Raw genomic sequence first — 16,415 nt, forward strand, 5'->3', positions numbered from 1 at the left:
GGAATGTGATAGCATCCTTTTCACAGATATGATAAAATGACATCACGCCGTAGATGTATTTCATAAACTATCTGGCGATGAGAATGATTGTCAACTATATTACATACAGAGAGATGAGGAGCCATGGCTGAAAATCAAACCCTTGATGCACTGCATACACCCGGTGCTGTATTCTTTATCTTTGGGGCAACCGGAGATCTAGCCCGCCGCAAGCTTTTCCCGGCGATTTACAGTTTGTACCGTGAGGGCAAGCTGACCCATGATTTCGCGGTCATTGGCGTGGCTCGGCGTCCCCGTACCCTAGATGAATTCCGTGAAGATGTGAAGGAGTCCATTTATGAATTCTGCCGCTACCAGGCTTCAGACGCAGACGAATGGAATGAGTTCGTTCAGCATTTTGAATACAAGTCTCTGGACATCAACAATATTGACGGCTTCCGTGAACTGAACGCGCAGACCGAAGTGCTGGAAGAGAAGTTCCATATTCCGGGAAACCGGATGTTCTATCTCGCCCTCGCTCCCGAGCTGTTCGGCAGTGTCTCGTTCAACCTCAAGGCTGGCGGCATGCTGCAGACCCGGGGCTGGAACCGTCTTGTGATCGAGAAGCCATTTGGCTATAATCTGGAATCTGCTGAACAGCTGAACGAGCAGATCCGCCAGGTGTTCAAGGAAGAAGAGATCTACCGGATCGACCATTACCTCGGTAAGGAAATGGTGCAGAACATTGAAGTGATCCGTTTTGCCAATGCCTTCTTCGAGCCGCTCTGGAACAACAAGCATATTGCCAACATCCAGATTACGCTCGGTGAAACCGTTGGGGTAGAGGAACGCGGCGGATACTATGACCATGCCGGTGCGCTGCGTGATATGGGCCAGAATCATATTTTGCAGCTGCTGACGATGATTGCGATGGAACCGCCAAGCCGTCTCCTGGCCGAAGATATCCGTGATGAGAAGGTTAAAGTGCTGCGCTCGCTGCGGCCTTACGCTTCCTCCGAGGAAGTACATGAGAATGTGGTACGCGGACAGTATACACAAGGACTCCACAAAGGCAAAACCCTTCCGGCTTACCGCCAGGAGGACAAGGTAGATCCGGAGTCGAATACTGAGACGTATTTTGCGGCCCGTGTATTTGTCGATAATTTCCGCTGGGCGGGTGTACCGTTCTATATCCGTACTGGTAAACGTCTCCCTGTGAAGACAACGGAAGTGGTTGTGGAGTTCAAAGGTATGCCGACCAACGTCTATTTGGGTCAAAAGCATAAACTGGAGCCGAACCTCCTCGTCATCCGCGTCAATCCGATGGAAGGCATCTATGTGAAGATCAATGCCAAGAAGCCGGGCTCGGAATCGGAAATCCAGCCGCTCGCTATGGATTTCTGCCAGAGCTGCATGGTCGGCATCAACTCGCCGGAGGCTTATGAGCGTCTGCTGCATGATGCCGCGCGCGGCGATTCAACCTACTTCACCCGCTGGGATGAAGTGTCATCGGCATGGTCCTTCGTAGACCGTATTGCGAAGGCCTGGAAGGAAGGCACAGGTGATCTGGCATCCTATCCGGCAGGTTCCTGGGGTCCGGTTGAAGCTGATCAGCTGCTGGCTCGTGAAGGCTTCCACTGGTGGCCGGTCAATGGACAGGATGAAGACAACGTGGTGTGGCAGACTAACAGCTAGTTCATCGCGTAAATGATTTATGGTATGAAGAGTTTCCCCCTGCAGTTGCCTTTGATGGCTGCAGGGGGATTTTTGCATGGTTACCACTTTGCTCAGATAATCATTCCCCCGACAATTTACCAACAACTTTGCCTTCTGCCGCGTATTATGTAGATAATCTCCACCGGATTTTGTTATACTGAGAAGGATGCTTTCACCAGAAGCGGAAATGTAACAATAACGGTATGTGACAACGGCAAATTCACCGATAAAGGGGTTTGTACCAATGAGCAGAGCACCGATTTGATGGGCACCCGGTAATTGAAGCAGAAGCATGAATTTATATATGAAGGGATACGTGCAAACCATATGGCACCGGATCAGAAGCTGCAAAAGGAAGTGGACAAACGCAGAACGTTTGCGATCATTTCCCACCCGGATGCGGGGAAAACAACATTAACGGAGAAGCTGCTGCTGTTCGGCGGCGCGATCCGATTGGCGGGTTCGGTTAAGGCCCGTAAAGCGAGTAAGCATGCGACAAGTGACTGGATGGAAATTGAGAAGCAGCGCGGAATCTCTGTTACTTCCTCCGTGATGCAATTTGATTATCTGGATCACCGGGTGAATATTTTGGATACCCCGGGTCACCAGGATTTCAGTGAGGACACCTATCGTACCTTAACGGCTGCGGACAGCGCAGTTATGCTGATTGACGTAGCCAAGGGTGTGGAAACACAGACGATCAAGCTGTTCCAGGTCTGCGCCAAACGGGGCATTCCGATCTTTACGTTCATCAACAAGCTGGACCGCGAAGGTCAAAGTCCGTTCGAGCTGATGGAAGAGCTGGAGAATGTGCTGGGCATCCGCTCTGTACCGATGAACTGGCCGATTGGCGGAGGGCGCGAGCTCTGCGGCGTATATGACCGGATGAAGAATCAGGTGGAGCTGTTCCAGGGCGACGACCATTCTGTAATCAATGTGCAAAAGGTTGAAAGTTACCGTGACCCGATCATCCGCGAGATGGCTGGAGATTACCTGCATGACCAGCTGTGTCAGGATCTGGAGCTGCTTGACGTGGCAGGGGATGCTTTTGACTATGAAAAAGTACTGCGCGGTGAGCTGACACCGGTATTCTTCGGCAGTGCGATTAATAATTTCGGCGTGCAGACCTTCCTGGACAACTTTCTGGAGCTGGCACCGAAGCCGGAGCCGCGCCGCAGTACTGTCGGTTCCATAGAGCCGACGAACGAGAAATTCACCGGCTATGTCTTCAAAATCCAGGCGAACATGAACCCGGCCCACCGTGACCGGATCGCCTTCTTGCGGATCGTGTCCGGCAAGTTCGAGCGCGGTATGAGTGTGAAGCATGTGCGTGCCGGCAAGGATATTAAGCTGTCCCAGCCGCAGCAATTCCTGGCTCAGGACCGTGATATTGTTGAGGAAGCTTTTCCGGGGGATATTATCGGGCTGTTCGATCCGGGCATTTTCCGCATTGGGGATACGCTGAGCCAGGCCGGAGATATCGAATTCGACGAGCTGCCGACGTTCTCGCCGGAGATTTTCTCCAAAGTAAGTATCAAAAACGCCCTCAAATCAAAGCAGTTCCAGAAAGGGATCGACCAGCTGACCGAGGAGGGCATGATTCAGGTGTTCCGCACGGTCAACTTCGATGATATTCTGCTGGGTGTCGTTGGACAGCTGCAATTCGAGGTGTTCGAATACCGCATGAAAGGCGAGTATGGCGTAGATGTTCAGCTGCAGCGGATGAGCTATCAGTTCGCACGCTGGATTGTGGATGAGAACAAGCCGGACGCAAGCAAGTTCCGCATCAACTCCACGCTGGTCACGGACAAGAAAGGCAACTATGTGGTGCTCTTCGAGAACGAATACGCGATGCGTACGGCCATGGAAAAGAATCCGACTGCAAAGTTCCTGGAGACTGCTCCTTGAGTGAGCGATTTGTGTAACGGGTCTTAGTACCAGAGAGAGGCTCTCTGTCAAAAAACCTCCGCCTCCACATGCGCAGCTGCACTGTGGAACGCGGAGGTTTTTGTGCTGGAACTAGCGTCACTGCTGGGAGGTGATGGAACCTGGAGTGATCTTCTCCAAATGGTTGTGCAGCATCGAGACCAGTGCATCCTGCTTGGCGTGGTCCAGATCCTTCCACATCATTTCGAATACAGCACCTAATCCAGGCAGTGCCGTTTCGGGCCCGTCCACGGAGCCTTCAATCATCTGCCGCAGGTCGGCTTCGGACTGACCGTGCACTTTATGGATAATCGCCTGGCGCAAATCAATGGTAATCGGCATGAATAGAGCCCCCTTAGGTTTTTTGGGTATTCCAAAGTTCAACTAATATTTGCCTCGTTATAATGTGCCCTGAAAGTGCACTGGAAATTCAAGTTTGGGGCTCCTTATGCTATACTGTGTGAGATGCAAATTGCTACGGGAGGTACAGAAATGGCTGCAAAAAAACAATATGCCGTAATCGGTATGGGGCGTTTCGGATCAAGTGTCGCCAAGGCGCTCAGCGGCATGGGATTCGATGTGCTGGCGATCGATGCTGACGAGCAGCGCACGCAAGAAATCTCAAGCATTGTAACCCATGCCGTATCCGCTGATTCCACAGATGAAGAGGCGCTGCGCGCGCTGGGCATCCGCAACTTCGATGTGGTGGTGGTGGCGATTGGTGAAGATATTCAGGCCAGCATTCTGACGACACTGATTCTGAAGGACCTTGGCGTTCCGGCGATTCTGGTCAAGGCCAAAAGCGAGCTGCACGGCAAGGTGCTAAGCAAGATTGGCGCAGACAAAGTGATTTATCCTGAACGGGATATGGGCATGAGGGTGGCACATCACCTGGCTTCGCCTAATATCCTTGATTATATCGAGCTGTCGCCGGATTACAGCATCCTCGATATGAAGGTGTCTGGACCGATGCTGGGCAAGAACCTGCAGGAGCTGAACATCCGCGCCAAATACGGCTGCAACGTTATGGCTATCCGCCGGGGCGAGGAAATGAACATTTCCCCCAGAGCGGAAGACCGCCTGGTCGAAGGTGATGTACTCGTCATCGTTGGCCGGAAGGACAATCTGACGAAGCTGGAAATAGCGTATCAATAGGCGCAGCACGGAACAGAAAGGTAGGACCCCTATGGAAATTATGTCTCCCCAAAATACGCGGGTGAAGGAATGGGCCAGTCTTCAGGAGAAGAAGCACCGTGACAAAACCAGCAAATATATTATAGAAGGAATCCATCTGGTACAGGAGGCGTTGTTTGCTGAAGCCGATGTGGAATGCCTGGCCTTTGACCTGGATACAGGCATGCCTTCTGAGCTGAAGCCTCTGCTCCAATCGGTGCAGGGGATGGAGGTCATCGGTGTATCAGCGGCGGTTATCGCCAAGTGCAGCAGCACCGGGACACCGCAGCCGGTATTTGCCATTGTGCGCAAGGAGCAACAGGGCCTGGAAGCCATCCTCGCGAAGCAGGACAGCTGGGTTATGGTGCTTGATGGTGTTCAGGACCCTGGCAACGTAGGGACGATCATCCGCAGTGCCGATGCCGCAGGTGCGGACGGCGTGATCCTCGGCAAAGGCTGCGCCGATCTCTACAATCCGAAGACCATCCGCTCTACGATGGGCTCGATGTTCCATCTCCCGGTTGTGGAGGGGGACTTGAGCGCCATTCTGCCGCAGGCCCGGGAACGCGGTGCACTGCTGGTCAGCACTTCACTGACGGGAACGGACTCCTGCTACACCCATGATTTTCACGGCAGCCAGTGGCTGCTGATCGGCAGCGAAGGACAGGGCATCTCGCCACAGACGGCCGCCCACGTTGACAAAAGCATCATTATCCCGATGGCCGGCCGTGCCGAATCGCTTAATGCGGCGATGGCCGCGACGATCCTGCTGTTTGAGGGAATGCGGCAGCGGGGGTTTAACTAAACAATAATTCCTGTCCTGTGAGTTGAAACTCACCTTGTCACCGTTTGGAACGTAGTTTGGCATAGGCTTGTAACGATTTTTGGCACAACAATTAAGTCCTGATGATCAAGAAACCCTTGATTTATCAGGGCTTTTTTTGAGGCGGACATTATATTGAAAATAGGCTGTAAGGCTTTAAAAATTAGACTTATGGGAGCGATGGTCCGGCTAATCCGAGTCGTTATGCAAAAGAAGATAATAATTGGTTGAATCTATCGCGCTCCTCTAAAAAAGCGCAATGACCGCTGTAATGGAACGGAACCAGCTTCGAATTTTTGATGAGCTTATTTGTTTCCTCAGCTTTGGTAAACGGAACGACCTTATCATGAATTCCGTGAATAATTAATGTGGGTACATTGATCTGACCGAGATCGTTGTAAACATTCTCATCTCTAAGCGTGGCCATAATGGCGGAAGTTGCCCAATTCGCCGCTTGTAATCCCATTGAAACGAACCAATCGGATTTCGGTACGGAAATATACTGAAAGAAGAAAATTCCGGTTTGGTCCTGCAGCATTTGCGGCCGGTCATGATTTGTATCTTCGATGATTTTATTTGTAAATTCTTTCGGAACGCTAGATGGAGAGGCAGCGTCCATCAGGACGAGTTTAGATACCCCATACTCTTTGTGACGGGCCATATAACGAATCGATATCGCGCCTCCGGTAGAGTGTCCTGCAAGTGTTATGTTTCTTAACTGTAACGCCTCGATGACCATGCGGACATCATCCGCTAATCTATCGAAATTGTACCCGGCAAATGGTTTATCCGAATTCCCGTATCCTCTCCAGTCCATTCCGATACAACGATATCCGAGCTTAGGAAGGAAATTGAACTGATATTCGAACTGGTTATGGTTTAGCGGCCATCCATGAATAAAAAGTATCGTTTTGTTTCCCTTCGGATTGATGTCCTCTATAAATACTCTTACGCCCGGTTCCACAGTAACAAAGTATCCCAAGTGAATCGCCTCATTTTTATAAAAATGTACTCTCCCTTTAAGATATTCGCCCTAGGCAAGGTGAATGCGTAATTTCGGCGTCAAATTGGGTTTAGCTAGGAATTGGCGGTGAGGGGGCGTGGACAGGACTTTTTCTTTTTTATAAGAGGGAGCCGGTCAATAACTCCTGGCCATGTAATTTGCTGCTGACTGTTCAATCGAGCAGAGCCGGGACAGATTGTTTACAGCTGCCGCTTTCATGTTCCCAGACAGGAGCAAGCAAATAAGGTTCAAGACAGCATCAGAGCAAAGTCCAAGCCTTGTTACGGCTTGCTTTGCTCTTTTTACTCTCCGGCATCAAAACTTTCAACCCTGATGTCATTTTTTTCAACCCTAATCGGGCGGCGATTAATTATATAATCAATTCAAGGCAACAAGCTATAAACACTGGAAGGAGGACGGCGGCTAGGTCAACACTAATGACAGGGGGAATAATGATGAAGAAAAAAACTTCGGTACTGGCATTGTTTTTAGTGCTTCTGATAGCGGTTACAGGATGCGGCGGAGGAGCTGGTAATGCAGGCACGACAGAAGCGGCCAGTACATCCGAAGGCTCTGGTTCATCCGGGAAATCTGGAGACGGAAAAATTGTAATCGGTTTCTCGCAGACGGTCATGAATCACCCGTTCCGGATTGCCAACGTAGATACGGCCAAGAAGGCAGCCGCCGATCTCGGGGTTGAGATCATTGTGACAGATGGACAAGGGGACGCAAACAAGGAAATCGCCAATATCGAGAGCCTGATCGCCCGCAATGTCGATGCCCTTATCGTGAGCAGCCTGTCGGGCAACGCGATCTACCCCGCATACAAGGAAGCGGAAAGAGCGGGCATCCCGCTGATTATCGCGGCCTCCGGCGTACCGGACGATGACAGCATTCCCTATACGACATTCGTTGCTTCGGATGAGGTAACGATGGGCCAGCAGGCGGCGAAGTACATTGCTGACAAGATGGGCCAAAAGGGCAATCTGGTCATCCTCAACGGTGTCGTCGAGTCGACCAACTCCCAGCTTCGTACGCAGGGATTCATGCCGGAGATTCAAAAGTATCCGGATATCAAGATCGTGGCGGAGCAATCCGGAGAATGGCTGCGGCTGCCGGCGATGCAGGTGATGACGAATATTTTGCAGGCCAACAGCAAGATTGACTTCGTGTTCGCCCAGAATGACGAGATGGCGCTCGGCGCAATTGAAGCCATTAAGAAAGCAAACCGGATGAGCGAGATCAAGGTGGTCAGCATGGACTCCCAGAAGGAAGCGCTGGAGAAGATCAAGAACACGGATGAGCTGATGATGACCGTGAAAAATGAATGGAGCTTCGAGACGGCTGTGAAGCTGGCAATCGATGCGGCGAACGGCAAAGAGATTCAGAAGAGAGTGATTCTGGACTCTCCTGTAATCGACAAGTCGAATGTCGATAACTTCTACGATCCGAATTCAACGTTCTAAAAGAAACATATCAGACAACACCAATCCAATTATAAATTCAGGAGGAATTCATCATGGGTTTTGAAGACGTATTGCAGGAAATTCCGGTAACCGAGTACAAGGAACGTTTGCAGAAGGCAAGAGTGAAAATGGAAGCTGAAGGTCTGGACGGGCTGCTGGTTTATTCAGACTCGTACCGTATGAGCAATGTCCGCTGGTTAGCCAACTATCGCGCATTTGACGGGGTATTCCCGTATCCGGCTATGGTGTTTATCCCGCTTGACGGCGAACCTACGCTGTTCGCGGAAGGCAGTCTGGTATCCTATGCCGCCGACGAGACATGGTTCTCCGATGTAAGAGGCATCCGCCAGGAGCTCGGCAATGTGCTGAAGGATTTCCAGAAAGGCAGAAATTCCGCCAAGATCGGCCTCAGCGGCTCGAAATACTGCGCGCTTGAATTCTATGAGACGATCCGCGACAGCCTGAATCCAACCTCGGTGCTGCAGAAGACCAATATTATCGAGTACCTGAAGTCGATTAAGAGCGAAACGGAAATCCGTAATATGAAAGTAGCCGGCCGACTGGCGGACATGGGGATTGAAAAAATCCACGAGCTGCTCGCCACCGAACGCCTGACCGAGAGAGAAGTGACGCGTCAAGCGATGGCGCACATGTTCGCGAGCGGTGCGGACACCGTCTCGTTCGACATGATGGTCCAATCAGGACCGAACTCCGGGGACTACTTCCTGGCCCGCCCGCGTGACCGCGAAATTGTCAAAGGCGACACGATCCTCATCGATATCGGCTGCCGTTATAACGGATATTCGTCCGATATGGCGCGTGGTGTAGCTTACGGCAAGGTGGATGCGGAGAAACAGCGCCTGCTCGATACCTGCCTGGAAGCATGGAGAGCGGGAATGTCCGCTCTGAGACCGGGCATGACCGGCGCGGAGGCCGATGTGGCCGCCAACGAAGTGCTGAAGCGCGAAGGCTATCCGCATATGGCCGGTGAAGGCCGCGGTTGCGCCCACTCCACAGGCATGGATCCGGAGGAGGAAATTCCGGTAGTAGGCCCGGACAGCCAGGATATTCTGGTCGAGAACCAGACGATCGCTTTTGAAATTACTCTGCTCATTCCCGGATATGCCGGTACCCGTGTAGAAGATACGGTTGTAATCCGCAAAGACGGACCGGAATCGCTAACCAATCATCCATATGTCTGCAACTGGTACCAGGATTAAAATTTGAATTAGCAATGATGGCTTTGCTTCAGTAAGCAAAGCCATCATTGTCCCATTAAAAAAAGGGGAATCAGGCAGATGGAAACCATTCAGAAAGCCCGTACGCTCTTGAAACAGGAAGAGACGCTGCTGCTGCTGTTTATCGTAATCGTCACATTAATCTCTCCGATCTTCTCACCGGAGTTTTTCACTTCCTATAACTTCTCAAATCTGCTACGGCAGATCTCCTATCCGGCCATCGTGTCGATCGGGATGCTGCTGACAGTACTGATCGGCGGCATTGACCTGTCGGTGGGTTCCGTGATGCAGGCGGTCAGTTTAACGGCTATTATGCTCGTTCAGCTGCAGGCGCCAACCGGCGTAATTGTGATTGTTGTCCTGGCACTGGGTTTGTTCCTCGGTCTCATGAATGGCATGCTGATTACCTTCGGGAAGCTGCAGCCATTCATCGTAACGCTAGGAACCAAGGTAATTATCGACGGAACCACGCTGTTTATGACGAAAGGCAAAGGCATCAGCGGAGATGCGAGCGACAGCTTCCTTTCCATTGGCGGTGGGTACATGGGGGCTATTCCTAATCCTGTCATTATCATGCTGGTGTTGTACATTATCGGGTTCATTCTGCTGAACAAAACGATCTTTGGGCGGCAGATATACAGTGTAGGGTCCAACCGGGTGGCGGCTTATAACTCGGGCATCAACGTTAAAAAAGTACAGCTGAGCGTTTATGCGCTGTCCGGATTGTTCGCTGCGATAGCGGGCCTGCTGATTGCCTCCAGAACCGGCGCTTATCAGCCGATGTCCGGCAACAGCGGAGCAACAGGCATGGAGCTGAGCGCTATCGCCGCCGTCGTAGTGGGCGGAGCCAGCTTATCCGGCGGAAAAGGCACAATCTGGGGTGCATTTTTAGGTGCTCTGCTCGCCGGGCTGCTGTTTAATCTGCTCGTATTCCTGAACATGAATCCTTATATTCAGCAGTTCATTCTGGGCATCATCATTCTGGCTGCCGTCATCTTTTCCGCTTCCAAGAACCGCAAGTAATTACAAATCCATGTATATGACAAAGAGGGAACGATATGGATAATGTCATCCTTAAATTAGACGGAATCTCCAAGCAGTTCGGCAATCATTATGCGCTGAAAGATATTAACGTGAACATTAGCGAAGGGGAATTCCACGCGATTGTCGGCGAGAACGGGGCCGGCAAATCCACCCTGATCAAAATATTGTCCGGCGTTCATTTGCCTTCGGAAGGCAACGTTCATTTTAAAGGCCAGTCCGTCAAGTTCCTGTCGCCTTATATGGCGCAGAAGAGCGGGGTTAGCACGTTGTTTCAGGAAATTCAGGAGATTCCCGCGCTGTCGGTGGCGGAGAATATTTATCTTGGGAGAGAACCGCAAAAGGGTTCCCTGTTGCAGTGGAAGACGCTGTATAAGGAAGCGGGAGAGCTGCTGAACAATCTCGACATCAAGATTGACCCATATAAGAAAATGGAAGAGCTGAGCATCTCGGAACGGAAGATGGTCGAGATCGCCAGAGCCGTCTCGTTCAACGCGGAGCTGCTGATTATGGATGAACCTTCCGCGAACCTGAATGAAGACGAGCTGGCTGTGCTGTTCAAGACGATTGCCGAGCTCAGAAAAAGAAAGGTAACGATCATCTATATTTCGCACCGGCTGCGGGAAATCTTCGCTATGGCTGACCGGGTTACCGTTCTGAGGGACGGACAGCATGTAAAAACGATGGATATCAAGGATACGGATGAAGCGCGGCTCGTCCAGCTGATGATCGGGCGGGAGCTGAATGAATATTATCCTGTGAACACGGAACAGATTGGTGCCAAAGTGCTGGAGATTTCTGATTTGAATGTGCCGGAGCTGCTGCATAATGTGAGCTTAAGCCTGAACAAACGCGAAATTCTCGGCATTGCCGGATTAGCGGGCTCGGGCGGTAATATTTTGACTAAAGTGCTGTTCGGGCTGGTCAAAGGCTATTCGGGCAAGATGGTGCTGGACGGCAAGCCATTCGTTCCGAGAAATCCGCGGCAGTGCATTGCGGACGGGATTGCATTTGTGCCGGAGGACCGTAAGACGCAGGGGTTATTTCTGAATTTAAGTGTGCGGACCAATATGTCCATTACTTCGCTGCGCAAGTTCAGAACATTCGGTCTGATCAGTGAGCCGAAGGAAAGCAGGCAGGCCAATGAATTGGTGCAGCAGCTGTCGGTGAGACCGAAGAACATTAAGGCGCCGATCCGCTCTCTCAGCGGAGGCAACCAGCAGAAGGCGCTTATCGGACGCTGGCTCCTGGACAAGTATAAAATTCTTATTCTCGAAGAGCCTACCCGGGGGGTGGATGTCGGGGCCAAGATGGAAATTTACCAGGAAATCAACAAACTGCTGAGCCAGGGCCTGTCCCTGATCATGGTCTCCTCCGAGCTTCCCGAGCTTCTGGGAATGTGTGACCGGATTCTTGTCTTCTCCGGCGGAACGATTACCGGCGAGCTACAGCGGGACGAAGCATCCGAAGAGAAGATTATGGAATACGCACTGCAGGAGGTGAAATGAAATGAATATGGCGAAATGGAGAAGTTATCTTCCGCTGGCAACCCTCATCCTGTTAATGATCGTAGGCTCACTCCTGTCCGATAAGTTCCTGACGTACGCCAATCTGATGAATTTGCTGCAATACAGTGCGGAAAGTGCGCTCATTGCCGTTGGTATGACACTTGTAATTCTTACGGGAGGGATCGATCTTTCGGTCGGATCCGTTGTGGCTTTAACGGCGGTCGTCAGCGCCAATACGCAGCATTTGGGCGTGTGGGGCATTCTGGCGGTGGTGATCCTGATCGGCGCTCTTGTCGGTGCGCTCAACGGAGTCGTGCTGACGAAATTCCGGGTCGAGCCGTTTATGGCGACGCTGGCTACGATGGCGATCTTCCGGGCCGTTGCTCTCTGGTACACGAACGGCGGGCCAATTATCGGAACGGTGACACCTGCGTTTTCGAATATAGCGAACGGAAGTTTACTGGGCATTCCGCTTCCCGCCGTCTATGTCGTAGTGGTGTTCATCCTCGGATATTTCGTGCTGAACCGTACGCCGTTTGGCAGACATGTGCTGGCTGTCGGCGGCGGGGAAGAGACATCCCGGCTGTTCGGGATCAAGGTTGAGCGCGTCAAGGTGATCGTGTATATCATCAGCGGCGTTCTTGCCGCCCTGGCCGGGCTGCTGATTACTTCCCGGATCGGCATGGGTGAACCGCGCTCGGGTTTTCAATTTGAGCTGGTGGCCATCGCCGTCGTGATTGTCGGGGGAACCAGCCTTACCGGGGGCCGCGGCACGATCGGCGGAAGTTTTATCGGACTGCTCATTTTCGCTGTTGTCATGAACATCATGAATCTGCTGAACATCTCATCCTTTGTCCAACCGATCGTGCGGGGACTGATCATTATCCTGGCCGCCCTGGCGATTTCCCGGATGGTAAAATCGAAATCCGCAGCTGCGGAAGCTTCGTGAGCAAAAGGCGCATAGCGAATATGCAAAAGAGTAAAGGCCGGATGGTCCGCATTATGGGGCGTCCGGCTGTTTTCACTATGTGGAGAATAAAGGCGATCCCTGTGGGATACGCGGCAGACAGGTTAATTTTGTTTATTAACATGTAAAAGGATTCTTGGTAATATAGGTACAACCTATGTTTGAAGGAGCTGCTGGATATTGAAGCGCGCACTGCTGACCTACCTGTCTTCCAGCGTAAAGCGCAAGATGATTCTGATGGTGGTAGTCATGCTGATTCTTGTAATCGCTATCATCGAGATTGTCACTTACGCCGTTTCCATTAATTTTCATCTGAACGACGCCAAGGCAAATGATACCCAGAAGGTGCAATTTATCAGCGAGAATATGGACGATGCCATTTCGTATATGGGCAAGCTGATGGACAGCATTACCGAGGATTCAGAAATCCAGTCTATGCTGCTGCAGACGAACCAGCTTACCTATGAGAAGTTAAGCGCGCTGGAACAGCTGGTCGTTTCCAAAATCCTGTACTCCACTGATAAGCTGGAAACCGTCTATCTCTTCAATACGCAGCAGTTCCTGGTCAAGCTGAACTATAATACTTCCGGGAGTGTGAATAATAAGGACGATGTGCAGTCCGAGCTGAAGAAACAGCGTTATGACACGGTGGGAAGAATCACCTGGAGGGTTAACAAAGGGGTTATTTATATCGAAAGAGCCATCCGGGAACTGGATTCGCTCAAGATGCTCGGTTATATAACTATTTCGCTCAAGGACGATTATTTAAAGCAACGCCTGCAGTCCGAGCCTTACCGCTACAGCTATGTGTTTGATGAGCAGGATCGTATCGTTGTCAGCAGCAGCGAGGTTCCCGATATCCACGTGGATGATCTGCTCCGCCGCGCGAAATTGCAATCCGCCGAGGGGCCTTCTGTATTGAATATGGAGCCGTACGGAAAAATGCTGTTCACAACCTTCATATCCGCCCAGGAAGGGTGGAGAGTAGTCTCGCTTGTGCCGCTTAAGGAAATCTCCAAAGGCACGGAACTGATCGGACGCTGGATCACCGCGATCGGAGTGATCGGCGTGCTGTTGGGCATCCTCTTGACCTGGTTCACGACCAGCCGCATAATCGCTCCGCTCCACGCGCTTAAGCAGGTTATGGATCAGGTGGAGACAGACCGTTTCGATCAGCAGGTCAGAATCAACCGGAGGGATGAGTTCGGGCGGCTCGGGCGCAGCTTCAACCAGATGATGGGCAAGATCAATTATTTGATCTCCGAGGTGTACCAGAAGGAGCTGGCCCAGCGTGAATCAGAATACCGGGCACTTAAGGCCCAGATTAATCCCCATTTTCTGTACAATACGCTGGATACGATCCGCTGGCTGTCCATGTACGGTGAGAATGACAAGATCGAGAATGTGACCATCTCCCTGGCGCAGCTGTTGAAGGCCAATCTGGCCGATCACCGGGAAATGGTGCCGGTCCGCTCGGAGCTGGAATATATCAATGCTTATTTAGCTATTCAGAAGACCCGTTTTGAGAGCCGGATCACGGTTTCAATCCACATGGACGACGACATTGCGGAGCTATGGATTCCCAGGTTTATTTTGCAGCCGATTGTGGAAAATTCGTTCGTGCACGGGCTGGAGAATAAAGTCGGTCCGGGCAACCTGAGCATAATCGGGATCATGGATGGAAGGAGAGTAAGATTCCGGGTGATTGACGACGGTGTCGGAATCGAGGAACAGAAACGGGCCCGGCTGCTGGAATTCACGGGCGAGGTGGACTTCGGCAGCGCCAAAGGGACAGGCAACGGAATGAGAAACGTACACAAACGGATTCAAATGCTGTTCGGCGAAGGCTACGGTCTGACGATCAACGGCATGCCAGGCAGCGGTACCATTGTCGATATTATAGTGCCTGTAATGGAGAATGTAACTGCGTCTCCCAATACTGCGGATAAAGGTGGGAAGCATATTGTATAAAATCGTGATTGTGGATGATGAAGACATCGTAAGCCGGGGACTGAGCGAGAAGGTAGACTGGAGCAAGCTGAACTGCACAGTATGCGGGACGGCCGCCAACGGACTGGAAGGCATAGAAGTCATTGAACGTTTCAAGCCGGATATCGTCATTACCGACATCAAGATGCCCGGGATGAACGGGCTGGAGCTGGCCGAGCATATCAAGCGTCATTATCCGGGGATGATCACGATTCTCCTGAGCGGATACAGTGAATTCGACTATGCCCGTACCGCAGTAAGACATCAAGTATTCGATTATCTGCTCAAACCGATCAAGATTCCGGACCTGAATGCCTGCATTCTTAAGGCGGTGGACAGGATCAACGGCAAGAGAGCTTCTCTGCTGCAGGCGGCCAGTGACTCCAAGCGGGAGAACGCGGACATCGTGGAGGCGGGCATCCTCATGAATGTGATTGTGAACGGCAATAAGGATATTGCCGCTATGCGTACAAAGCTGAAGGATTACGGTATCCAGCTCGGCTGCGGTGTGGTCGTGGTGTTTGAGATGTATAATCCCTCGGATCTTTCTTATGAAGACTATGCCTCCCTGTACCAGTATGCCGTCAACAATATAGTGAATGAAACGTACCACCGTTTCCAAATGGCGACCTCCATCGTGGATATGGAAGGGAAGAGTGTTGTCGTCGTCAAGTCTGATCCCGCCTTGCAGCAGGTGATTATCCGCAAAAGAGTGGTGGAAGCGACAACCGAATGTCTGGAGAACATCGAAATGTATTTAAAAAAGCAAATCAGCGTCGGCATCGGCACGGGCTTCCAGGAGATCAGCGAGCTGTACAGCTCCTTCCAGCATGCGCTTAAGCTGCTCGAGACTCAATTGTTCTGGGGAAGTCTGATGCCAAAGCTGCAGGATGTACTTCAGTGCAGCTCTGGCAAGCCGGCCCTGGGCCGTATGGATGCGGAATGGTTTGAGGCAATTTGTGACGGCGACGAACCGAAAGCGAAACGGTATTTGGACAAATTCACGGCCGACATTAGAGCCGGCAGGAATAAAAGTATCGCCCTGAACTGTTGTCTTGACTTCCTGCTCGGCCTGTCCAAGCATGTACCGGAGTGGAGGATAAAGGACCAAATCACCGAAGCCATTGCGGGAATCACCGGACTGCGGACCTTCGGGGAATATACGGACCTGTTAAGCCGGATTACAGCCCTGGCCTGCGAGGAGGCCTTATGGAGGAAGGAAGAATCGATGGGAAGAAGCCTGGCGGAGCGGATCGCCCGGTATCTGGATGATCATTATGCCGAAGCCGAGCTGAATCTTCAATTGGTTGCAGACTTGTTCCATGTGAGCGCCAGCCATCTCAGCAGAATTTTTAAAAAAGAGCTGGGGACTAACTTTAACGAGTACCTGTCGCTCAAACGGGTGGAAAAGGCCAAGCAATTACTCACCGGCAGCCGGCGTTTGACCGTACTGGAAGTTGCCCGCCGGGTCGGGTTCGCGGACGGCAAATACTTCGGGCAGGTGTACAAAAAATATTATGGAATAACACCTTCGGAATATAAAGAAACCTTGTTCGGCCCCCGCTGCAATGCGTTATAACGCCAGG

13 protein-coding genes are annotated in these 16,415 nt (G+C 51.6%); 11 read left to right on the forward strand and 2 right to left on the reverse strand.

Going from position 1 to position 16,415, the window contains the following annotated elements:
- The first annotated feature begins 123 nt into the window (after positions 1 to 123).
- Both zwf and A3844_RS06495 read left to right on the forward strand, forming a co-directional pair.
- On the forward strand, positions 124 to 1,674 hold the full coding sequence (gene zwf, locus A3844_RS06490; protein WP_074083757.1) for a glucose-6-phosphate dehydrogenase: 1,551 nt from the start codon (positions 124 to 126) through the stop codon (positions 1,672 to 1,674).
- 348 nt (positions 1,675 to 2,022) lie between these two features.
- A complete protein-coding gene (locus A3844_RS06495; protein ID WP_074106974.1) occupies positions 2,023 to 3,603 on the forward strand; it encodes a peptide chain release factor 3 in 1,581 nt (526 codons plus the stop codon).
- Positions 3,604 to 3,720: 117 nt separating this feature from the next.
- Here the strand turns inward: A3844_RS06495 and sspI are convergent, their stop codons facing one another.
- Positions 3,721 to 3,963 carry a small acid-soluble spore protein SspI gene (sspI, locus tag A3844_RS06500; RefSeq protein ID WP_074083758.1) on the reverse strand — a complete coding sequence of 81 codons (243 nt, stop codon included), beginning with the start codon at positions 3,961 to 3,963 and terminating at the stop codon, positions 3,721 to 3,723.
- 123 nt (positions 3,964 to 4,086) lie between these two features.
- Between sspI and A3844_RS06505 the strand changes: the two genes are divergently transcribed.
- Both A3844_RS06505 and A3844_RS06510 read left to right on the forward strand, forming a co-directional pair.
- Positions 4,087 to 4,776, forward strand: coding sequence for a potassium channel family protein (locus tag A3844_RS06505; protein WP_074083759.1), 690 nt, complete (start codon positions 4,087 to 4,089; stop codon positions 4,774 to 4,776).
- A gap of 31 nt (positions 4,777 to 4,807) precedes the next feature.
- Positions 4,808 to 5,599, forward strand: coding sequence for a TrmH family RNA methyltransferase (locus A3844_RS06510; protein ID WP_074106961.1), 792 nt, complete (start codon positions 4,808 to 4,810; stop codon positions 5,597 to 5,599).
- 220 nt (positions 5,600 to 5,819) lie between these two features.
- Here A3844_RS06510 and A3844_RS06515 read toward each other — a convergent pair whose 3' ends face one another.
- Positions 5,820 to 6,599, reverse strand: coding sequence for an alpha/beta fold hydrolase (locus tag A3844_RS06515; protein ID WP_074083761.1), 780 nt, complete (start codon positions 6,597 to 6,599; stop codon positions 5,820 to 5,822).
- A 473-nt stretch (positions 6,600 to 7,072) separates the two neighbouring features.
- Here A3844_RS06515 and A3844_RS06520 point away from each other — a divergent pair, with 473 nt between their 5' ends.
- The 7 genes from A3844_RS06520 (at position 7,073) to A3844_RS06550 (ending at position 16,408) form a co-directional block, all read left to right on the forward strand.
- A complete protein-coding gene (locus A3844_RS06520; protein ID WP_167374641.1) occupies positions 7,073 to 8,086 on the forward strand; it encodes a substrate-binding domain-containing protein in 1,014 nt (337 codons plus the stop codon).
- A gap of 53 nt (positions 8,087 to 8,139) precedes the next feature.
- Positions 8,140 to 9,306 (forward strand): M24 family metallopeptidase, encoded by a 1,167-nt coding sequence (locus A3844_RS06525; RefSeq protein WP_074100834.1) that lies wholly within the window; start codon positions 8,140 to 8,142, stop codon positions 9,304 to 9,306.
- A 78-nt stretch (positions 9,307 to 9,384) separates the two neighbouring features.
- Positions 9,385 to 10,347, forward strand: a complete 963-nt coding sequence (locus tag A3844_RS06530; RefSeq protein ID WP_074106962.1) for an ABC transporter permease — start codon at positions 9,385 to 9,387, stop codon at positions 10,345 to 10,347.
- 35 nt (positions 10,348 to 10,382) lie between these two features.
- Positions 10,383 to 11,873, forward strand: a complete 1,491-nt coding sequence (locus A3844_RS06535) for a sugar ABC transporter ATP-binding protein (protein WP_074083764.1) — start codon at positions 10,383 to 10,385, stop codon at positions 11,871 to 11,873.
- A gap of 1 nt (position 11,874) precedes the next feature.
- Positions 11,875 to 12,822 carry an ABC transporter permease gene (locus tag A3844_RS06540; RefSeq protein ID WP_074083765.1) on the forward strand — a complete coding sequence of 316 codons (948 nt, stop codon included), beginning with the start codon at positions 11,875 to 11,877 and terminating at the stop codon, positions 12,820 to 12,822.
- Between the two features lie 198 nt (positions 12,823 to 13,020).
- On the forward strand, positions 13,021 to 14,811 hold the full coding sequence (locus A3844_RS06545) for a cache domain-containing sensor histidine kinase (protein ID WP_074100837.1): 1,791 nt from the start codon (positions 13,021 to 13,023) through the stop codon (positions 14,809 to 14,811).
- Complete coding sequence (locus tag A3844_RS06550; protein WP_074083767.1) at positions 14,804 to 16,408, forward strand: response regulator; 1,605 nt, start codon at positions 14,804 to 14,806, stop codon at positions 16,406 to 16,408. The genes A3844_RS06545 and A3844_RS06550 overlap by 8 nt, the downstream gene beginning before the upstream one ends.
- Positions 16,409 to 16,415: the final 7 nt, after the last annotated feature.

The sequence above is a fragment of the Paenibacillus helianthi genome (genome assembly GCF_001909055.1).
Lineage (GTDB): Bacteria > Bacillota > Bacilli > Paenibacillales > Paenibacillaceae > Paenibacillus_AQ > Paenibacillus_AQ helianthi.